Origin of the sequence: Mycobacterium intermedium, assembly GCF_002086275.1 — a bacterium.
GTDB lineage: Bacteria > Actinomycetota > Actinomycetes > Mycobacteriales > Mycobacteriaceae > Mycobacterium > Mycobacterium intermedium.
Genome location: NZ_MVHT01000104.1, coordinates 1 through 20,732, shown reverse-complemented (window position 1 = coordinate 20,732; position 20,732 = coordinate 1). Strand labels below are relative to the sequence as shown.

12 protein-coding genes and 3 pseudogenes are annotated in these 20,732 nt (G+C 67.7%); 10 read left to right on the top strand and 5 right to left on the bottom strand.

Annotated features, from left to right (window positions below; all coding sequences use genetic code 11):
• Nucleotides 1-440, top strand: a pseudogene (locus tag BST27_RS32635) (PE family protein); the annotation flags it as partial.
• A 27-nt stretch (nucleotides 441-467) separates the two neighbouring features.
• On the top strand, nucleotides 468-890 hold the full coding sequence (locus BST27_RS34870; RefSeq protein ID WP_346243002.1) for a PE family protein: 423 nt from the start codon (nucleotides 468-470) through the stop codon (nucleotides 888-890).
• A 35-nt stretch (nucleotides 891-925) separates the two neighbouring features.
• Here the strand turns inward: BST27_RS34870 and BST27_RS26000 are convergent.
• Nucleotides 926-1,147: pseudogene (locus BST27_RS26000) on the bottom strand (PE family protein); the annotation flags it as partial.
• Nucleotides 1,148-1,367: 220 nt separating this feature from the next.
• The gene (locus BST27_RS25995; RefSeq protein WP_069420946.1) at nucleotides 1,368-4,628 is read right to left on the bottom strand and encodes a LuxR family transcriptional regulator; all 3,261 of its coding nucleotides are present in this window, start codon (nucleotides 4,626-4,628) and stop codon (nucleotides 1,368-1,370) included.
• 247 nt (nucleotides 4,629-4,875) lie between these two features.
• On the opposite strand from BST27_RS25995, the gene BST27_RS25990 reads away from it, so the two are divergent.
• Nucleotides 4,876-6,675, top strand: a complete 1,800-nt coding sequence (locus BST27_RS25990) for a PPE family protein (protein WP_069420945.1) — start codon at nucleotides 4,876-4,878, stop codon at nucleotides 6,673-6,675.
• Between the two features lie 92 nt (nucleotides 6,676-6,767).
• Here the strand turns inward: BST27_RS25990 and BST27_RS25985 are convergent, their stop codons facing one another.
• A complete protein-coding gene (locus BST27_RS25985; protein ID WP_069420944.1) occupies nucleotides 6,768-10,040 on the bottom strand; it encodes a helix-turn-helix transcriptional regulator in 3,273 nt (1,090 codons plus the stop codon).
• A 372-nt stretch (nucleotides 10,041-10,412) separates the two neighbouring features.
• On the opposite strand from BST27_RS25985, the pseudogene BST27_RS25980 reads away from it, so the two are divergent.
• The 3 genes and pseudogenes from BST27_RS25980 to BST27_RS25970 all read left to right on the top strand — a co-directional run.
• A pseudogene (locus BST27_RS25980) lies at nucleotides 10,413-10,916 on the top strand (PPE family protein); the annotation flags it as partial.
• An 11-nt stretch (nucleotides 10,917-10,927) separates the two neighbouring features.
• On the top strand, nucleotides 10,928-12,052 hold the full coding sequence (locus tag BST27_RS25975; protein WP_069420904.1) for a PPE family protein: 1,125 nt from the start codon (nucleotides 10,928-10,930) through the stop codon (nucleotides 12,050-12,052).
• Nucleotides 12,053-12,219: 167 nt separating this feature from the next.
• Nucleotides 12,220-13,410 carry a PPE family protein gene (locus BST27_RS25970; RefSeq protein WP_069420943.1) on the top strand — a complete coding sequence of 397 codons (1,191 nt, stop codon included), beginning with the start codon at nucleotides 12,220-12,222 and terminating at the stop codon, nucleotides 13,408-13,410.
• A 12-nt stretch (nucleotides 13,411-13,422) separates the two neighbouring features.
• Here BST27_RS25970 and BST27_RS25965 read toward each other — a convergent pair whose 3' ends face one another.
• Nucleotides 13,423-14,793 (bottom strand): flavin monoamine oxidase family protein, encoded by a 1,371-nt coding sequence (locus tag BST27_RS25965; RefSeq protein WP_069420903.1) that lies wholly within the window; start codon nucleotides 14,791-14,793, stop codon nucleotides 13,423-13,425.
• 184 nt (nucleotides 14,794-14,977) lie between these two features.
• Here BST27_RS25965 and prpD point away from each other — a divergent pair, with 184 nt between their 5' ends.
• Nucleotides 14,978-16,486 (top strand): 2-methylcitrate dehydratase PrpD, encoded by a 1,509-nt coding sequence (prpD, locus tag BST27_RS25960; RefSeq protein WP_069420902.1) that lies wholly within the window; start codon nucleotides 14,978-14,980, stop codon nucleotides 16,484-16,486.
• A 55-nt stretch (nucleotides 16,487-16,541) separates the two neighbouring features.
• Nucleotides 16,542-18,029 carry a cobyric acid synthase gene (locus tag BST27_RS25955; RefSeq protein WP_069420901.1) on the top strand — a complete coding sequence of 496 codons (1,488 nt, stop codon included), beginning with the start codon at nucleotides 16,542-16,544 and terminating at the stop codon, nucleotides 18,027-18,029.
• A 4-nt stretch (nucleotides 18,030-18,033) separates the two neighbouring features.
• Here the strand turns inward: BST27_RS25955 and BST27_RS25950 are convergent, their stop codons facing one another.
• Nucleotides 18,034-18,249, bottom strand: a complete 216-nt coding sequence (locus BST27_RS25950) for a hypothetical protein (protein ID WP_069420900.1) — start codon at nucleotides 18,247-18,249, stop codon at nucleotides 18,034-18,036.
• Between the two features lie 119 nt (nucleotides 18,250-18,368).
• Here BST27_RS25950 and BST27_RS25945 point away from each other — a divergent pair, with 119 nt between their 5' ends.
• Both BST27_RS25945 and BST27_RS25940 read left to right on the top strand, forming a co-directional pair.
• Nucleotides 18,369-20,132, top strand: coding sequence for a DUF3556 domain-containing protein (locus BST27_RS25945; protein WP_069420899.1), 1,764 nt, complete (start codon nucleotides 18,369-18,371; stop codon nucleotides 20,130-20,132).
• 134 nt (nucleotides 20,133-20,266) lie between these two features.
• The coding region (locus BST27_RS25940; protein WP_139805374.1) for a PE family protein at nucleotides 20,267-20,732 on the top strand (466 nt) is incomplete at its 3' end.

Here is a 20,732-nt window from a genome sequence, read left to right as displayed (position 1 = left end):
CCACCAGTACCGCCGCGGGCGGCGCCGGTGGTGCCGGGGGCGCCGCCGGCGTTCTTTCCGGCGACGGCGGCGCCGGCGGCACCGGTGGGATGTCCCGCTTCGGCGCCGCTGGGACGGGTGGAGCCGGCGGTAAGGCCGGGATGCTGTTCGGCGACGGCGGCAACGGCGGTGTCGGCGGGTTCGCCTTCGCCGGTTTCGGCGGTGCCGGCGGCAATGGGGGCCAGGCAGGATTGATCGGCAACGGCGGTGCCGGCGGAACCGGCGGGCAGAGCATCGGGCTCACTGGCGGCGGTGATGGAGGTCGCGGCGGCAACGCCGGGCTGATCGGCAACGGCGGTAGCGGCGGTAACGGCGGAACTGGACCCACCCCGGGCAAAGCGGGCGCCGGAGGTACCGGCGGCATGTTGCTGGGCCAGGACGGCATGAACGGGCTGCCGTAACCGGCTGGCCCGCAGTGACTTTGGGCGATGCCCGCTACTTGGTGGTGGGTCGCCGCCAAGCCGCCCCAAGGCACTTCGCTTGGTGGGTTTCCCGAGACCCAGCCTCGGGATGACCACCATGCCGGGTCGGTGGGGCTGGGGGCGTCTGGTACGAGCGCACGCAGGAACTACGACCCCCAGCACGGCGCATCTACGTCCTATGACCGAAGTTCTTCTCCACGTCGCGCCAGATCCTCAAAATGGCGATTCCGTAACGGCGGGAGGACAGCGATGTCGTTTGTAGTAGTGGGTCCCGAGATGCTGGCGGCGGCCGCAACGGATCTGGAAAACATCGGGTCGGCGTTGAGCGCCGCCAACGCGGCAGCAGCCGCTCCGACCATGTCGTTGCTCGCCGCGGCCGAGGATGAGGTGTCGACGGCGTTGGCGGCGGCCGCCTCAGCGGCGCCATAGGACCCCGCACCGGCAGTCAGGGTCTGCACAAACCGGTCATGAAACGCGGCCACCTGCGCGCTGAGCGCCTGATAGCCCTGGCCGTGGGCGGAAATCAGCGCTGCGATGGCCGCCGAGACCTCATCTTCGGCGGCGGCCAGTATGCCCGTGGTCTGAGCCGCCGCGGTGGCGTTGGTCGTGTTGAGCGTTGATCCGAGACGAGCTAACTCAGTTGCCGCGTTCTGCAACAACTCTGGCGTCGCGATTACAAATGACATCGCAGATCTCCCCACAGGCCCCCGCGACCTAGGTTGTGCCCGCGATCGCCCCCGCGTTTACCTAATAAACCCAACGTAGCCCTATGCGGGACACGTCACACCGGTTTTTGCGAGCTTCCCGCAATTTGTCCGGTGCGTGCGGCGACGATCGCTGGCCCGATAGTTCAGATACGTTGCGCCCCAAGTAATTACACGATGATGCAGCTCGGCCGGCCGGGACTCAGAAGTGGCTGGCTCCCTCGTGAACGAGCTGCACGCGCGAATTGATGCCCAACTTCGTGTACACGTGCGTGAGGTGCGTTTGTACGGTCCGCCGCGAAATGAAGAGTCGACCGGCGATCTCGTTGTTGGCCAGCCCGTCGACCACCAGGCGCACCACATCGCGCTCGGTGGGGGTCAGCGATGCCCACCCGCTGGTCGGGCGCCTGCGCTCGCCCCGGCCGCGCCGGACGTAGGCGATCGCCTCTTCGATCGACAAGCCGAGGCCTTCGTTCCATGCGACCTGGAAAGGCTCCGGGCCCAGGGCCTCGCGCACCGCCGCTACCGTCTGTTCGTGTTCGGCGTCGTAGACCTTGAACCGGACGGCGCCCATCTCCCGGCGGATTCCGTGCGCCGCGCCGAATAGCCGGGCCGCATCGCGATAGTTCAGGCCGTCGACGGTAAGCCGGCCGAGGCATTCGAGGATATCGGGGACGGCCAGGTGCGCCTGGTGTTCCGCGGCGCACGCCAGCGCTTTGTGCGCGTCTCGTTCGGCATGGTCGGGCTCGGCCTTGGCGATCGCAATGCGAGCGCGGGTGGTCAACGCCCGAGCGAGATGCCAGCCGGCCGACGCCGCAACTTCCTGGTCGGCCCAACTCCCGGCGGTGGCGAGATCGCCACGCGCCAAAGCGATCTCGGCCATCGGATTGGTATTCGCCCCGGCGAGTTCACCCTGCACGCTGAGCCGCTGCTGGGCGGCTTCGCTCGCTTCGGCCGCCGCCGCGACATCACCGGCGGCGACGGCCGCGGTCGCCAGCATCGCGTAGCTGAAGCCCTCGTTGTAGGACCAAAGGTCGGCCGCGGCCGCCAACGACGCTTGGGCCGCGCCGCGGGCCCCGTCGGCGTCACCGTGAAAGGCGAGTGCATCGCTCAGCGCCAGCCGGCTGCCCCAGCGGAACAGCACGTCGTGCGCGGCGTCGGCGTCGGCGGTTACCGCGCGGAACTGGGCTATTGCGGCCGGCAGGTCGCCCTGCATCAGCTGCGCCAACCCCAGGGTCCAGCGGCACGAACGCGAATGAAATTGGTCGCCAATGACTTCGGCGATTTCTAGTCCCTCCTGGGAGGCGGTGTACGCCGCAATCGGGTCGCCGGCGTAGAACGCACCATAGGCCTGCCAGGTGAGGATCTGGGTGAGTCGCCAGCGGTCGCCGAGCTCGCGCGCGATGCCGAGGGCCTCGGCGAGATACGGCCGCGCGGTGTCCGCGCTATAGGAAGTTATTGCGCCACAAGCGGTTAGCGCCCGGGCCAGCAGTGCCGGGTCGCCGAGTTCGCGCGCGATCGCGACGGCTTGCTGCGCCTGGTCGAGGTTGTCGTGGATGCTGCGCGACGCGTCCAGCGCAGCCTTGTCGGCGAGCGCCCGGCCGCGCACCAGCGCTGAGACGTCGGGAAGCTGGGCGCGCTCATCCACCAGGACCGCGTTGAACCAGGCCAGCCCCTCCTGGATGCGGCCCCGAGTCAGCCAGAGCGGCAGCAGCGCCGATGTCAGTTCCAGTGCCCGCTGGATGTCGTTGTTCTCGCGGCAGTACAGAAACGCCGCCCGCAGGTTGTCGATCTCGAGTTCCACCTGCTCGATACGGAGTTGCTGGTCAGTGTCGGCGGGACTGTCCAGCAGTGCGGCCAGGTGCAGGTAGTGATCACGGTGGCGCGCACGGAGCCGATCGGCTTCGCCCGATTCACGCAGCTTCGCCACGGCGTAGTGGCGCACCGTCTCCAGCATTCGGAAACGCGTCCGGTCGCCCTCGGCCTCGGCGACCACAAGCGACTTGTCCACGAGCTGGCCGAGGCGGTCGAGCACCTGGTGCCGTTGCGGGTCGTCGCCGCAGACGCTGCGAGCCGCGTCGAGGTCGAAGCCGCCACTGAACACCGCTAGCCTGCGGAACAGGATGCGTTCGGGCTCACTGAGCAACGTGTGGGACCAGTCGACCGATGCTCCCAGCGTGCGGTTGCGGCGCAGCGCCGTCGGCGCATCGTCGGTCAGCAGCCGGAAGCGGTTGCGCAGACCGTCGTCGATCTCGGCCAGGGACATCAGCCGCACCGCCGCCGCGGCGAGCTCGATCCCGAGCGGCAGTCCGTCGAGTCGACCGCAGATGTCGCGCACGACGGCGGTTTCGGCCGCCGTGATGCCGAAGTCCGGCCGGGCCAGTCGCGCCCGGTCAAGGAAGAGCTCGACCGCTTCGTCGGCGAGCGACAGTGCCGGCACCCGCCAGATCAGCTCGCCGGGCAACCCGATCGGAGCACGGCTCGTGGCCAGGATTGTCAGCCGCGGACAAGCGCCCAGCAGTCCACCGACCAGCGTCTCGCACGCAGCCGTCAGGTGCTCGCAATTGTCCAGCACCAGCAGAACTTCCCGGTGACCGGCGAATCGAACGAGCGTGTCCATCGCCGAGCGCCCAGGCTGATCCGGTAACCCCAGCGCGCGAAGTACCGCCAGCGGCACCACCTCCGGGTCGCTCACCGGCGCGAGGTCGACGAACCAGACCCCGCCGGCGAATTCCGCCGCCGCCTGCGCGGCGATCTGTGCCGCCAGCCGCGTCTTACCGACGCCACCCACGCCGACCAGGGTCACCAGCCGGTTGTCGCCCAGGAACTTCCGTACGTCGTTGATCTGGGCTGCGCGCCCGACGAACCGCGTCAGTTGCAGCGGAAGGCCATGCGGCACAACGGCACTGAATGTTCGTAACGGAGGGAAGTCGACCCGCAGGTCGGCGTGGCAGAGTTGCGCGACGCGTTCGGGGCGCTGCGAATCGGGCAGCTGATAGGTCCCCAGATCGGCCAGCCAGACGTCGGTCTGGAGTTGATCAATGACCAACTCGTGCGTGGTGCTCGACACCAACACCTGCCCGCCGTGCGCCAGGTCGCGCAGCCGTGCGGCCCGGGTGAGGGTCGGGCCGGCAAAGTCGCTCGCCTGGCCCAGCGGCACCTCGCCGGTGTGCAGTGCGACGCGTAATTCGATCGGCGCGAGTGGCGCACGCTGCAGAGCTACTGCGCAGGCTAACGCGTCGGTCGCGCAGGGGAACATGGCTACAAAACCGTCCTCGCAAATGTCGACGCCTTGCCAGACCGGCCCAACACCGGCGTCGGCCGCGATGATGTCGGTTACCGTGCGATCGAGGTGCCCGACGGCGGACGCCATGGCGCTGGGCTGGGTTTCCCACAGCTCGTTAGAGCCCGCGACGTCGGCGACCAGCAAGGTCACCGTTCCCGTCGGCAAAAACTCACCCACGCACATGTCGTTCCGATCCACGGTGATGAATCCGTGACTAACTCAGTGTCACGCACTCGGGTCGGCAACGGTTCAACATGAGTAAAAAACCCCGGCTACGACCCGTGCGCCGAGCGAATATACGACCCCCCGCCGGGTCCAGGTACGTGTCCTGACCGACGTTCCTCGGGCCGCCCGACCGCATTCTCGACTCAGTTTGACGCAACGTCGGGGTACCAGCGGGCCTCGCTGACGAGGGATGGTCGTGATGAGTTTCTTGGTGATGCCGCCCGAGGTCAATTCGGCGCGGATGTATCTAGGGGCGGGCCCGGGGCCGATGCTGACGGCCGCGGCGGCGTGGGAAGCGTTGGCCGGCGAACTTGGCTCCGCGGCGGATGCGTTCGGGTCGGTGACGTCGAACGTGGCGGGTGGCGTGTGGCAGGGTCCGGCGGCGGCGGCGATGACCCGCGCCGCCGCCCCCTATCTGGGCTGGCTGACCGCGGCGGCGACGCACGCGGAAGGCGCGGCCGGGCAGGTTCGCGCGGCGGTGTCGGCGTTCGAAGCGGCGGTGTCGGCAATCGTGCACCCGGCGGTGGTGGCGGGTAATCGCAGCGGTCTGGTGTCGCTGGTGATGTCGAACCTGTTTGGGCAGAACGCGCCGGCTATCGCGGCCGCCGAAGCCGACTACGAGCAGATGTGGGCCCAGGATGTGGCGGCGATGGTGGGCTACCACGGCGCCGCTTCAGCGGCGGCCGCGCAATTGGCGCCCTTCGGTCTGCCCCAGCTGCTGCAGGGCCTGACGGGGCAGGTCGGTCAAGCGCAGGCGGCGGTCGCCAGCGTCCTCGGCGATTTCAACATCGGAACCGGCAATGCCGGTGGCGGCAATGTCGGCGGCGGAAACCGCGGTAACGGCAATCTGGGCAGCGGCAACCACGGCAACCAAAACGTCGGCAGCGGCAATATCGGCGACACCAACCTCGGCAACGGGAACAACGGCATGAGCAACGTCGGCAACGGCAACCGTGGTGACCTCAACCTGGGCAGCGGAAACGCGGGCAACAACAACACCGGGACCGGAAACTCCGGACTTGGCAACGTCGGCGTCGGAAACAAAGGCAACGGCAACCTCGGCGACGCGAACCTCGGAAACGCCAACATGGGCAGCGGAAATCGCGGTGACTTCAACATGGGTGCCGGAAATCGCGGTATCGGCAATACCGGCTTCGGAAATACCGGCAACAACAACTTCGGCTTCGGCAACACGGGCAACAACAACATCGGCTTCGGCCTGACCGGCGACAACCAGGTGGGCTTCGGGGCGTTGAACTCCGGCGTCGGGAACATCGGCATCGGGAACTCGGGCACCGGAAACATCGGCTTCTTCAACTCGGGTACCGGCAACATCGGCTTCTTCAACTCCGGCAACCACAGCTTCGGGTTCGACAACTCCGGAAGCCTCAACACGGGGTTCGCCAACTCGGGTGCGGGAAACACCGGCTTCGGCAACGCCGGCTTCAGCAATTTCGGTTTCGGCAATGCGGGTGCCAACAACATGGGCATCGCGAACGGCGGATCCCAGAACGTGGGGTTCGGCAACTCGGGCTTCCAGAACACGGGCAGTTTGAACGCGGGCTCTGTCAACACGGGCGACCTCAACGCGGGCGACATCAACACGGGTTGGGCCAATTCAGGCTCAAGCAACACCGGAGGTTTCGACTCGGGCAACCTGAACACCGGTTTCGGCAGCGTGATCACCCCTGCCGGGGTGATGAACTCCGGCTTCGGCAACACCGGAATGGGTAGCTCCGGCTTCTTCAACGCGGGTGGCATCACCTCCGGATTTCAAAATTCCGGTCTAGTCGAGGAGTCGGGCTTCGGGAATTCTGGAAACGGCAACAACGCCGGGTTCAACAACTCGGGCAGCTTCCTGGCCGGCATCGCCAACATCGGCTTCGACAACATCGGGATCGGCAATTCCAACGTGTTCAACTCGGGCATCGGAAACTCGGGCAACAGCGACTCGGGGTTCTTCAACCGGTCGGATGCGCAGTCCGGTCTGTTCCGTTGAGCCCCCGCCGAACGTCACGTCAGCGTGGCGTTCGAGCGCGAGCGTTGCGCCGGCGTGACGCTCGACGCGAGCGCCAACGACCGTCCGGCGCCTCAGCTGCGGCAAGCCCCTTCGGTGGCGAGCTGTACCCGAGAATTGAGCCCGAGTTTGGCGTACACGTGCGTGAGATGCGTTTGCACGGTGCGTCGCGAAACGAACAGCCGCGCAGCAATCTCGTTGTTGGCCAACCCATCTCCGACCAGGCGCACGACGTCGCGCTCGGTGGGGGTCAGCGAGGCCCAACCGGTGGTCGGGCGTTTCCGTGTCCCGCGACCGCGTCGCGCGTACGCCACGGCTTCGTCAATCGACAGGCGTGCCCCCTCAGCCCACGCCTCGTCGAACTTGCGGGACCCCATGGCCTGGCGAACCCGGGTCACGACCGCCTCGTGCTCGGCGTCGTAGATCTTGAACCGGGCTGCGCCGAGCCGCCGCCGGATTCCGCTCGCCGCGCCGAAAAGCCTTGCGGCGTCGCGGGTTTGCCCGTCGGCGGCCAGCGTCGCCAGGCACTCGAGGAGATCGGGGACGGCGAGGTGCGCCTGCAGCTTCGCCGCACTGGCCAGCGCCTTCTGGGCGTCGCGTTCGGCCGGCACCGGCTCGCCGTTGGCGATGGCAACGCGGGCGCGCATCGTCAACGCCCGCGCTTGATGCCAGCCTGACATCACCGAGACCTGCTCGTCGGCGAATCGTCCGGCCTCGACCAGCTCGCCGCGCGCCAAGGCGACCTCGACCACCGGGTTGATGTTCACCATCGCGAGTTCGCGCTGCGCTCTCAGCCGTTCCCGGGCGGTCTCGCTTGCCGCGGTCGCACTTTCGACATCGCCGGAGGCAATGGCCGTCACCGCCAACGCCGCATAGCTGAAGCCCTCGTTGTACCGCCACAGATCGCCAGACAGCGAGACGGCCTCGGTGGCCGCCGCGCGAGCCGCTTCGACCTCGCCGCGAAAGGCCAGCACCTGCGCGAGCGTGAGCCGGCTGACCCAGCTGAACACCAAGTCGTGCGCCGCGTCCGCCTCGACGATCACCGCGCGAAGCTGGGCGGCCGCGCCGGCGAGATCGCCTTTCATCATCTGGGCCAGGCCCAGGTTCCAGCGGCAGGCTCGCGAGTGGAACTGGTCACCGATCGCGGCGGCGAGTTCGCTGCCCTCTTGCGCCGCAGCGTCGGCGGCCACCGGATCGCCGGCGAAATACGCCCCGTACGCCTGCCAGTTCAGAATCTGCGTCAGCCTCCACTGGTCGCCGAGGGTGCGGGCGATGCCGATGGCCTCGGTGAGGTAGGGCAGGGCGGTGTCGGCGTTATAGGAGGCGATGGCTCCGCAGGCCGTGAGCCCGCGCGCCAGCAACGCCGGGTCGTCGATTTCGCGCGCGATCGCCACCGCTTGCTCGGCCTCGTCGAGGCTGTGGTGGAAGCTGCGGGTTGCGTCCAGGGTTGCCTTGTCGGCCAGTGCCCGACCCCGGACGAGCGGGGACACGAGAGCGGATACGCCGTCGTCCTGGTCGGCCAGGACCGCGTCGAACCACGCGAGCCCCTCCTGCAAGCGGCCGCGGGTCAACCAGAGCGGCTGCAGTGCCGAGGCGAGCTCCAGCGCCCGCTCGATCTCGGCGTTCTCCCGACTCCAGGCGAACGCGGCCCGCAGGTTGTCGATCTCGATTTCCGCCCGCTCGATGGGGCGGTGGCTGCCGTTCTCGGCGTGACCGTCCAGCCGGGCGGCCATTGCCGCGTAGTGATCGCGGTGCCGAGAGCGCATCTCCGGGGCCTCGCCGGACTCCTCGAGCTTCTCCATCGCGTAGTGGCGCATCGTTTCCAGCAGCCGGTAGCGCGTTCGGTCGCCGAAGCGTTCGGCGATGACCAGAGACTTGTCCACCAGCAGCGTGAGCTGATCGATGACCTGATGCTTGGGCAGATCCGCGCCGGCGGCGACGGCATGCACCGCGTCGAGGTCAAAGCCGCCCCGGAAGGCGGCCAACCGGCGGAACAGGGTGCGTTCAGGCTGGCTCAGCAGGGCGTGTGACCAGTCGATGGAGGTGCCCAGCGTCTTGTTGCGACCGGTGGCGGAAGGGGTCGCGTCCGGAGTCAATCGGAAGCTGCGCAGTCCTTCCAGAATCTCGGTCAGCGACATGACGCGCACCCGCGCCGCCGCGAGCTCGATGCCCAGGGGTAGACCGTCGAGGCGGCGGCAGATCTCGTTGACTTTGTCGATGTCGGTGGCGTCGTCGGCGGTGAACGCGAAGTCCGGCCGGGCCAGCTGGGCGCGGTCGACGAACAACTCGATCGCCTCATCGGTCAGCGACAGCGAGGGCACCCGCCAGGTCAGCTCCCCGGCCACGCCGATCGGCTCACGGCTGGTCGCCAGGATCGTCACCCGCGGACAGGCACCCAGAATCGTGGCCGCCAGGTGATTGCACGCGTCCAGCAGGTGCTCACAGTTGTCCAGGACCAGCAGCATGTGTCGGTGGGCGACGAACCGCAACAGGGTGTCCATGGCGGAGCGCCCTGGCTGGTCGGGGATGCCCAGCGCGCGGATCGCCGCGACAGGCACCACCGCCGGATCGGTCACCGGCGCGAGGTCGACGAATGCCGCCCCGTCGGCGAACTCGCCGGCCAGTTGCGCAGCCACCTGCGACGCCAATCGCGTCTTGCCTACCCCGCCCGCCCCGGCCAGTGTCACCAGTCGGTTGTCCACCAGGACTTTGCGGATGTCGTCGATCTGCCCGACGCGGCCCACGAAACGCGTCAATTGCATTGGGAGACCATGCGAGGCAACGGGTTTCGATGATCCGCGCAGGGGCGGGAACTCGACCCGAAGATCGGGATGGCACAACTGCGCGATGCGCTCCGGGCGCGGTAGGTCGCGCAATTGGTGGGTGCCCAGGTCGGTTAACCAGAAGCCGGCCGGTAATTGGTCAACGACCAGGTCGTGAGTGGTGCCCGACAGCACCACCTGTCCGCCGTGGGCGAGTTCGGGCAGTCGAGCCGCCCGGGCCAGGGTCGGATCGCCCTGGTCGGTCGCGTCGGTCGCGTCGGTGAGCGTCATCTCACCGGTGTGCACTCCGACGCGCAGCTGGATGGGCGCCAGCGGCGCCCGCTGCAGCTCGACCGCGCAGGCCAGGGCGTCGGTGGCACGCGCAAACATCGCCACGAATCCGTCGTCGGGTCCCTGCTTCACCGGTCCTACACCGCCATGAGCGCCAATCATGTTGAATGCCAGGCGATCCAGGCGCGTCAGGGCAACGGCCATCGCTTCGGGCTGGGTCTCCCAGAGCAGGTTGGAACCTTCGATGTCGGCGAACAGCAAAGTCACTGTTGTCGTCGGCAGAAACTCGTTCACGCCCACGTCACTTCCGTACTTCCGTCTTCGAGGCGAATGCATCCGTGTACCAGGGGTTCACGCGCGCGAATCGGCATTGGTTCGACGCGGGTTCAACAGAACCGAAAGTCCTAACGGGTGCCCCGCCGGTTGGCGACCGCGCACCCGGACCGCAGACTCAGGCCCGAATGCGCGACAGCTTGCACCATCCGTAGCACGCGCTGACGATGCGCGAAAGCTACGACCCCCACGCCTTCCCTTTCTACGACCCCCGGATTCTGCATTTCTACGCCTTTTGACCGACGTTCGCAGGCCGCTCCGCCGCGCATCCTTGCAACGACGGAGTTGGGGAATGTCTTCCCGACCAGCTGCTGACGACAAGGGACGGTCACGATGAACTACGCGGTGTTGCCTCCGGAAGTGAATTCGGCACGGATTCACCTGGGCGCCGGAGCAGGCCCGATGCTGCAGGCCGCGACGGCTTGGGATGGGGTCGCCGACCAGTTGGACACCGCGGCCAGCTCCTTCGGATCGGTGACTTCGGGACTTGCCGGCGGTGCGTGGCAGGGGCCGGCCTCGGCGGCAATGCTCGGGGCGGCCGCTCCGTACGCGGGCTGGTTGGGTGCCGCATCGGCCCAGGCCCAGGGCGCGGCCAGTCAGGCCCGCGCTTCGGCTTCGGTATTCGAGTCGGCGTTGGCGGCGACGGTCCACCCAGCGGTGGTGACGGCCAATCGCGACGCGTTCGTGCACCTGGTGTTGTCGAACCTGTTCGGGCAGAACGCGCCGGCGATCGCCGCAGCCGAGGCCGACTACGAGGAGATGTGGGCGCAGGACGTGGTCGCGATGGCGGACTACCACAGCGGGGCTTCGGCGGTTGCCGCAGAGCTGACGCCCTGGCAGAAGGTGCGATGAGCTTTTTTGCTTTTCCGCCCGAAATCAATTCGGGGTTGCTGTACGCCGGAGCGGGTCCCGCTCCGCTGCTGGCGGCCGCGTCCGCATGGGACGGCGTGGCCGCGGTGATGCATGGGTTGGCGGCATCGTTTGATTCCGTGGTCACCGGATTGACGGCCGGACCGTGGACGGGCCCGTCGGCGGTGGCGATGGCGTCCGCAGCCGTTCCCTATGTCGGCTGGTTGAGCGGCGCGGCCGGGCAGGCAGAGTTCGCTGCGGTACAGGCTCGGGCGGCGGCGACCGCCTTTGAGACGGCGATGTTGGCCACGGTCCATCCGGCTGCGGTGACGGCGAATCGGGTCTCGCTGGCATCGCTGGTGACGACGAACCTCCTGGGCCAGAACACGCCGGCGATCGCCGCCACCGAGTTCGACTACATGGAGATGTGGGCTCAGGATGTGGCCGCGATGATGGGCTATCACGCCGATGCGGCCGCGGCCGTGTCGCCGCTGTCGTCCTTCGCGGTGCCCCCGGTGAGTCTGTCCGGCGTGACATCGGGAGTGTCGAGTGTGGTGTCCGGGGTTCAGGGCCTGGCCGGGCAGGCGCAATCGGCGCTCTCCTCGGTGGGCTCGGCCGTGCCGATCGAGTCGTTGGAATCGGTCGCGCAGTTCGCGACGCTACCGGTCAGCATGATGATGTCGCCGCTGCTCAGCCTGGCGTCGCAGTCGGCCAATGCGGGCACCGCCGGCCTGGCCGGTACCGCGTCCAGCTTGGCTGCCGACGTGCCGAATGTGGTGAACGCCGTCCCGCTGGCCAGCACGGGGGGAGCGGTAGCCGCCGGTGTGGGAAAGGCGAATCTGGTCGGGTCGCTGTCGGTGCCACCGGCGTGGGCCAGGACGGTTCCCGCGGCCGCCGGTTCGGCATTGACCGGACACCCGGCAGGGTTGGCCGGTGCGCAGGCAGCCGCGGAATTGGCGGGGACGGCCGGTGCGACCGGTGGCATGCCGATGATGCCGATGCCGCTGGGCGCCGGTGCCGGGGCCGCGGCCGGTATGCCTCCGGGCATGGCGGGTCGCGGTGGTGGCGGCACGCAGGTGGTGCAGTCGCGGCCGACGGTGGTGCCGCGGGTGGGGATCGGGTAACCAGCCAACTCAACCGGCAACCTTGCGGAAACCTGCCTCGTTCCTGGGGATTTCCTGGACGTGAGCGATTTATGGCGGCTACTCTGATGTGATCTTTCTTTGAATTAGACCTGACGGGTTAGCGGGTTGACGGTGCCGCCTCGGTGGCTGGGCTGGTGGGGGTTGCGATGTTCTTGGATTACGCGTGGTTGCCGCCGGAGATCAACTCGGCACGGATCTTCGGCGGCGTGGGCTCGGGTCCGTTGGCGGCAGCCGGGTCAGCCTGGGAGGCGCTGGCCGCCGACTTGCGGACCTCGGCTGCGGCATTCGAGTCGGTCATCACCGGTCTGGCGAGTGGACCCTGGGCCGGTCCGTCGGCGGTGTCGATGGCCGCGGCGGCGACGCCGTACATCGGATGGTTGAGTGCCGCCGCGGCACAGGCCGAGGCGGCGGCAAGTCAGGCTCAGGCGGCCGCCACCGCGTTCGAGACGGCCTTGGTGGCCACAGTGCATCCCGGTGCGGTGAGCGCAAATCGGGTTTCGCTGGTTTCCTTGGTGGCCACCAACTTCCTTGGGCAGAACGCGCCGGCGATCGCGGCCACCGAGTTCGACTACGTCGAGATGTGGGCCCAGGATGTCGGCGCGATGGTGGGGTACGAATCGGGTGCGCAGTCGGTCGCGGCGGCGCTGGTTCCGTTCAGCGTGCCGCCGCTGGACTTGGCCGGTCTCGTCTCGACGGCCAGTGCGGGAGTGGCCGGGATAGCCGACGGGGTGACGGCCGCGGTGTCACCAGTGGTCGAGGGTGCGTTGGTGGCGGGGTCGGGTGTGGTTGCCGGAGTGCAGTCGTTGGCTTCGGCGCTACCGCTGCAGTCGGTGATTTCGGTGGCGCAGGCGGCGGCGACACCAGCGAGCATGCTGATCGGGCCCCTGATGCAGGCGGGACAGTCGGCGAGTGCCAATACCGCGGCGTTGGCGGGCGCTACGGCGGCCGACGTGCCGAAGTTTGTCGGTGACACGGCTCCCGCGGTCGGTGGACTGGGTGGCGGTGGCGGACTGGGGGCGGGGACGTCGGCGGGTCTGGGCCAGGCTCGGTTGGTGGGTGCGATGTCGGTGCCATCGACCTGGCCGGGATCCACGCCGGCAGCCATGGGCAGTTCGGCAGTGCGTGGCTTGGGGGCCGTGAACGCTGCTGAGATGGCGCAGGCCGCTGCCGCCGCCCCCACGACCGGGGGTGGCATGCCGATGATGCCGATGCCGATGGGCGCCGGCGCCGGTGCCGGCGCGGGTATGCCTGCCGGCATGATGGGCGGCCGGGGCGGGGCCAATCCGCATGTGGTGCAACAACAACGGCCCAGCGTGGTGCCACGCACCGGGATCTGATTAGCTGGATGGTTAAACGATTGCGGCCGAGGCGATTTCGGCCGCAATGACTTCGGACGCTGCGCGTTCGCCGGAGCGAATCGCCCCGTCGATCCACCCGCACATGGTGGCCGAGGTTTCGGTGCCCGCCCAATGCAGGCGTCCGCAGGGCGCGCGCAACGCCGGACCGTATTCGGTCAGCACCCCGGTCGGGGTGTGGCTGATCATCCCACCGCCGGAATACTTTTCGACGGTCCAGTTCTGCTCGTGGTATTCCAGCGGATGCGCGGCCCTGCCGCCGAAACGGTCGATCAGTTCGCCGATGATGGCGGACCTGCGCTCGGCCTCGTCGAGACGGCTCAGCGCACGCGCTGCGCGCCCCTCGGTGATCGCACACATGATCCCGGGACTGCCGGTGTCCGTGCAGGCGTCGATGGTCAGCGTGGCCGGAGTCCCCGCCGCGGCCGACTGGCCGGAAAGTCCGTCGGCCCGCCAGAACGGCTCGTCATAGACGACCGAGGTCTTGATGACGGCGCCGCCGGGCATCCGCTGGTTCAGGAGGGCCCGATCCGCGGGCAAGGACGGCTCATAGTCGATCGAGCCGGCGATCGCCATGGGAATCGCGACGATGGCCCGGCGTGCTCGTACCGTCAGGCCGTCGGACTGGACCGTCACCCCGTCGGCGTCCTGGCTCACCCGTCGCACCGGACTGGACAGGTGCAACGCATCGCCCAACTCGGCGACGATCGGGCGATAGATGGCGCCCATTCCCCCGACGGGACGGGCATCTTGGGAACCGCCCTTGCCGCCTATCACAAAGCCGGGGCCACCGCCGGAGGCCATCTGCAGCAGCATCCACAACACAGACGTTTCGGTGCCCGCACAGGTGTAGGTGCCGCCCAGCACCATGTCCAACATCTCGCGGGCGCCCTTGGACGGCACGTTGCGTTCCAGCCAGTCACCGACACTGATGCGGTCCCATTCGGCAGCATCCTTTGCCTCCCAGGGGCTTTCGCGCGGAATTGTCTTGCACATCTGCTCCACGGACAGCAAAGCCAGTCCCAGATTGGCCGTCGCCCACGGGCTCATCCGCCACGGGACCTTGCCGGAGTACCGGTGCTTTTTGCCGCCGAGGACCATCATGGCATCGCCGTCGTTGTGCTGCTTGTACTCGGGTACGCCGAATTCCTGCATCAGCGCGTAGATTCGGTCCTGCCCTGGTCCAATCCAGGCACCGCCGCGGTCGATCCATACCCCGTCGTCGCGGGTGAAGGTGTACGTGCGGCCACCGACCCGGTCGCGAGCCTCCAGTACTGCCACCGAGTGGCCGGCTTGCTTGAGCCGAAACGCAGCGGTCAAGCCCGCGAATCCCGCTCCGACTACGCAATACTCCACATCGGTCACGCCAGTCTCCTCAGTTGACCCCTGGGTCCCAGCAACAAGGTACGCCGATTGACCTGCTTGCGACCGGATTCGACAGATTGACTGGTTGTTCAATTTGGTTGGTCCGTCACGGAATACGGCGAGCTGGGTCCGCTGGTCATCCAGACCACCGAGACGTATTCGATGGTTGCGTACGCTGCGATCCATGCAGATCCACGAGGTCCGGGCGCGACGCAGTGCCGAGGACTTTCCGCGCACCGAACACCTGGCCTGGAAGCTGGCCGAGGTTGCTGTCGATCCGGTGGCCGTGCCCTCGGAGACCGAGGCCATGGTTGTCAACCGGATCATCGACAACGCCGCCGTCTCCGCGGCCGCGATTCTTCGTCGACCGGTGGCGACGGCACGGGCGCAGGCGCTGGCGCATCCTAGATCAGAGGGCGGCGCAAGGGTTTTCGGTGTCGAGGGCAACTACTCCCCAGAATGGGCGGCTTGGGCGAACGGTGTCGCGGTGCGCGAATTGGACTTCCACGATACGTTTTTGGCCGCGGACTACTCCCACCCGGGCGACAACATTCCGCCGTTGCTAGCCGTCGCTCAGCATCTCGGTGTGGGCGGCGCAGATCTGGTCCGCGGCCTGGCCACCGCTTACGAGGTCCAGATCGACCTGGTCAAGGGAATTTGTCTGCACGAACACAAGATTGACCACGTCGCGCATCTTGGACCGTCGGTGGCGGCCGGCATCGGGACGATGCTGCGGCTGGACACCGAAACCATTTACCAGGCCATCGGCCAGGCGCTGCACCTGACCACCAGCACCCGCCAATCCCGCAAGGGCCTCATTTCGAGTTGGAAGGCGTTCGCACCCGCATGGGCCGGAAAGGTCGCCATCGAGGCCGTTGACCGTGCGATACGCGGGGAGGGCGCGCCGGCACCCATTTATGAAGGCGAGGACGGCGTCATCGCCTGGTTGCTTTCGGGGCCCGAGCACACCTACCGCGTCCCGCTACCAGGGCCCGGCGAGCCCAAACGCGCCATCCTGGACAGCTACACCAAGGAGCACTCCGCGGAATACCAGAGCCAGGCTCCCATCGATCTCGCCCGCCGCATGCGGGAGCGGATCGGCGCGCTGGACCAGGTTGTCTCGATAGTGCTGCACACCAGCCATCACACGCACCACGTGATCGGCACCGGTTCCAACGATCCGCAGAAGTTCGACCCGGACGCCTCGCGGGAAACGCTGGACCACTCCTTGATGTACATCTTCGCCGTCGCTTTGCAGGATGGCAGCTGGCATCACGAGCGCTCATATGCGCCGGAGCGGGCACACCGGCCGGACACGGTCGAGTTGTGGCGCAAGATCTCCACGGTCGAGGATCCCGAATGGACGCGGCGCTACCACGCGGACGACCCGGCGCAAAAGGCATTCGGCGCCCGTGCTGAGGTCACTCTGAAAAGCGGCGAGGTGATCATCGACGAACTCGCGGTGGCGGACGCGCATCCGTTGGGGGCCAGGCCGTTTGGCCGCGAACAGTACATCGCGAAGTTCACCGAGCTGGCCGACGGCGTGATCGACGGCGCCGAGCAGCGGCGGTTCCTGTCGGTGGTCGAGCGGTTGCCGGAATTGGAGCCGGGCGGCGCAGGCGCGCTCAACATCGTCGTCGACCCGGGCGTGTTGAAGAACGCGCCGCCCATCCCACCCGGAATCTTCGGCTGAGCGACACCCCGAAAGATCCGGGCCATATCGTTGGGCCCATGGGTGCGCACGACTGATGGCTGGTCTATTGGTCGCCGGCACGACGAGTGACGCCGGCAAGAGCACCGTCACCGCCGGGCTGTGCCGAGCACTGGCCCGCCGCGGGGTGCGGGTCGCGCCGTTCAAGGCGCAGAACATGTCCAACAACTCGATGGTCTGCCCGCTGGACGAGGGCGGCGCAGACGGCGTGGAGATCGGACGGGCGCAATGGGTGCAGGCCCTGGCGGCCAGGACCACACCCGAGGCGGCGATGAATCCGGTGCTGCTCAAACCGGGCAGTGACCACCGCAGCCACGTGGTGTTGCTGGGCAGGCCGTGGGGGGAACTGGAATCCTCGGACTGGTTCGAGGGGCGGCGGGCGCTTGCCGAGGCGGCACACCGGGCCTTCGACGACCTGGCCGCGCGCTACGACGTGGTGATAGCCGAGGGGGCCGGTAGTCCCGCCGAAATCAACTTGCGCGCAGGCGATTACGTCAACATGGGACTGGCCCGTCACGCCGGGCTGCCGACCGTCGTCGTCGGCGACATCGACCGCGGTGGGGTGTTCGCCGCCTTTCTGGGCACCGTCGCGCTGCTGTCGGCCGAGGATCAGGCGTTGGTTGCGGGGTTCGTCGTCAACAAGTTTCGCGGCTCCCTCGACCTGCTGGCGCCCGGTCTGACCGACCTCGAGCGTCTGACCGGTCGGCGGGTGTACGGCACCTTGCCGTGGCATCCCGACCTGTGGCTGGACTCCGAAGACGCCCTCGATCTGGCCGGCCGCCGCGCGGCGGGCCCGGCGGCCCGGCGGGTGGTCGTCGTGCGATTGCCGCGGATCAGCAACTTCACCGACATCGACGCGCTGGGCCTGGAGCCTGACGTCGATGTCGTGTTCGCGTCCGATCCACGGGCGTTGGGCGATGCCGACCTGATCGTGTTGCCGGGCACCCGCGCGACGATCGCCGACCTGGCTTGGTTGCGGGAAAGAGGATTGGACCGCGCGCTGCGACAGCACGTGGCCGCGGGCAAACCGGTGCTCGGCATCTGCGGCGGCTTCCAGATGCTGGGCCGCACGATCAGCGACCCCCACGGCGTCGAAGGTCCCGCCGGCGACGTCGACGGCTTGGGGGTGCTCGACGTACACACCACGTTCGGCGTCGAGAAGGTGCTGCGGTTACCGCGGGGCGAGGGACTGGGAGTGCCGGCGTCCGGGTACGAGATTCACCACGGGCGCATCACCGTCGGCAGCGGCGTCCAGGAATTCCTCGGCGGCGTTCGCAGCGGATTGGTGTTCGGCACGATGTGGCACGGTGCGCTGGAAGGTGACCCGTTGCGCGAGGCCTTCCTGCGGGAGGCGCTGGGCCTAGCCCCGTCGGGCACCTCCTTCTCGGCCGCCCGCGAGCGTCGCTTGGACCTGCTCGGTGATCTCGTCGAACGGCACCTCGACGTCGACGCCCTGCTCGACCTGGCGCACCACGGCTGTCCGAACCTGCCGTTCCTCCCGCCGGGAGCGACCGGGGCGCCGTGACGGTCTAGCCCGGACCGCCGTACTGCCACACCAGGCTGTGGTCACCGGTCATGGTGGGGTTGCACCACAACGTCCGGCCGTTCACGTCGTCGGTGGTCGCGTGCAACACCGTGCAGGGGTCACCCGGAGATGGGGGCTCGGCAGTGGCGGGCGGGCCGGCGACGGCGCTCGCGACGACGAGGCTGAGGGCCGTCAGCAACGGGAGTCGAAGTCTGGTCATGTGTGCCTCCTCCCCGGCAAGACTCAGCGTATCCGGCCGGGTAGCCGTCAGCAGGCGGATGAGTTAACCATTCGCTACCCGACTGCGCGGGCCCAGAACGCGTCCTAATCTGTCAAACCATGGGATTCCTGAAGCCGCAGTTGCCCGAGGTCGACATCGACGAGTGGAGCAAGGGCACCCGCAGCGAGAAGATCCGTCCGATGGCCAGGCACTGGGCCGAGGTGGGCTTCGGGACGCCGGTCGCACTGCACCTGTTCTACGTCGCCAAGATCCTGCTCTACATCCTGGTCGCGTGGTTGATCGTCATATCCACCAAGGGCGTTGACGGCTTTACCAACGTTCGAGCCTGGTACGCCGAGCCGATCGTCTTCGAGAAGGTCGTGCTGTACACGATGTTGTTCGAAGTGGTGGGACTGGGCTGCGGCTTTGGGCCACTGAACAACCGGTTCTTCCCGCCGATGGGCTCGATCCTTTACTGGATGCGGTTCGGCACCATCCGGCTGCCACCGTGGCCGGACCGCGTGCCGGGAACCTACGGCACCAGGCGCAAGCCGATCGATGTCGCGTTGTACGCGTTGCTGCTGTTCATGTTGGTGACGGCGCTGTTCACCGACGGCGGTGCCCCGGTCCCTGAGATTGGGGCGACGGCCGGGCTGTTGCCGACGTGGGAGATCGTGGTGATCCTGCTGCTGCTGGTGGTGCTGGGCCTGCGCGACAAGGTGATCTTCCTGGCCGCCCGAGGCGAGGTCTACGGCTCGCTGACGGTGACCTTCTTGTTCGGCGGGGTGGACACGATCATCGCCGCCAAGCTGGTTTTCCTGGTGATCTGGATGGGCGCGGCGACGTCAAAGCTGAACAAGCACTTCCCGTTTGTCATCTCCACGATGATGTCCAACAACCCGCTGTTCCGGCCGCGGTTCATCAAGCGGCTGTTCTTCGAGAAGTTTCCCGACGACCTGCGGCCCGGGTTGCTGTCGCGAATCTTCGCCCACGCCAGCACGTTCATCGAGATGTGTGTTCCGGTGGCGTTGTTCCTGGCGCACGCCGGCTGGCCGCTGACGGTGGCCGCCATTGTGATGATCTGTTTTCACCTGGGCATCCTGACCGCGATCCCGATGGGCGTGCCGCTGGAGTGGAACGTGTTCATGATCTTCGGCGTGCTGGCGCTGTTCGTCGGCCACGCCGACATCGGCTTGAGAAACGTGAAACACCCTGTGCCGGTGGCGATTCTGTTCGCACTCCTCGCCGGAACCGTGATTTTGGGAAACCTGTTCCCGCGCAAGATCTCGTTCCTGCCGGCGATGCGCTACTACGCCGGCAACTGGGACACCACGCTGTGGTGCATCAAGCCGTCAGCCACCGACAAGATCAACCGGGGCATCGTCGCGATCGCCAGCATGCCGCAGGCGCAGCTGGAGCGCTTCTACGGCAAGGACCGTGCGCAGATCCCGATGTACCTGGGGTATGCGTTCCGCGCCATGAACACTCACGGCCGGGCGCTGTTCACGCTGGCGCACCGGGCGATGGCCGGGCAGAACGAGGACGACTACGTCATCACCGACGGGGAGCGGATCTGCAGCACGGCCGTCGGGTGGAACTTCGGTGACGGACACATGCACAACGAGCAGCTCATCGCGGCGATGCAGCGACGCTGCGGCTTCGAGCCCGGCGAGGTCCGCGTCGTCCTGCTCGACGCCCAGCCCATCCACCGACAGATCCAGCGGTACCGACTGGTAGATGCGGCGACCGGAGAGTTCGAGCGCGGCTACGTGCGGGTGGCCGACATGGTCACCCGCCAGCCTTGGGACGACGAGGTGCCGGTCTTCCCCGACGGGCAACCGGACACGCAACCCGACACCCGGGTCGATGCAGGAAATGGTTAAGAAAATCGGACGAAATTGCGGATTCGCGCATGCATCCGATCCCGTAACGGTAGGGTCCCTGACCTGATCGAGTTGTTCGATCAACCGTCGGCTTAGAGCAGTTCATCTCTGGGGAATCGAGGGGAGCCTAAGAGTTGTCTTACCTGATCGCGACACCTGAGGTGCTGGCAGCGGCGTCGGCCCATCTGAACGGGATCGGGGCGGCGCTCAGCGAAGCCAACGCCGCGGCCTCAGTTGCCACGACGCAGCTGCTGCCCGCGGCCGCCGACGAGGTATCGGCGGCCATCGCGACGTTGTTCGGCACCTTTGGCCAGGAGTATCAGGCGCTTTCCGTTCAGACGGCGCTGTTCCAGGAGCGCTTTACCCAGGCGTTGACGGGCAGTGCGACCAGCTACGCGACCGCCGAATCGATCAACCTCGGGCCATTGCAGCCCCTCCTGGACCTGATCAACGCGCCCACCCGGTTCCTGCTGGGACGGCCGCTGATCGGCGACGGCTTCGACGGGGCACCCGGGACCGGCCAGGCCGGCGGGGCCGGCGGACTGTTCGGCCCGGGCGGCGGCTACGGCGGCGCCGGCGGCACCGCCCTTGCCGCGGCTG

Coding starts and splice junctions, on each gene's coding strand:
- BST27_RS34870 (WP_346243002.1), top strand. CDS start 468: ATGCCCGCTACTTGGTGGTGGGTCGCCGCCAAGCCGCCCCAAGGCACT.
- BST27_RS25990 (WP_069420945.1), top strand. CDS start 4,876: ATGAGTTTCTTGGTGATGCCGCCCGAGGTCAATTCGGCGCGGATGTAT.
- BST27_RS25975 (WP_069420904.1), top strand. CDS start 10,928: ATGAGCTTTTTTGCTTTTCCGCCCGAAATCAATTCGGGGTTGCTGTAC.
- BST27_RS25970 (WP_069420943.1), top strand. CDS start 12,220: ATGTTCTTGGATTACGCGTGGTTGCCGCCGGAGATCAACTCGGCACGG.
- prpD (WP_069420902.1), top strand. CDS start 14,978: ATGCAGATCCACGAGGTCCGGGCGCGACGCAGTGCCGAGGACTTTCCG.
- BST27_RS25955 (WP_069420901.1), top strand. CDS start 16,542: ATGGCTGGTCTATTGGTCGCCGGCACGACGAGTGACGCCGGCAAGAGC.
- BST27_RS25950 (WP_069420900.1), bottom strand. CDS start 18,249: ATGACCAGACTTCGACTCCCGTTGCTGACGGCCCTCAGCCTCGTCGTC.
- BST27_RS25945 (WP_069420899.1), top strand. CDS start 18,369: ATGGGATTCCTGAAGCCGCAGTTGCCCGAGGTCGACATCGACGAGTGG.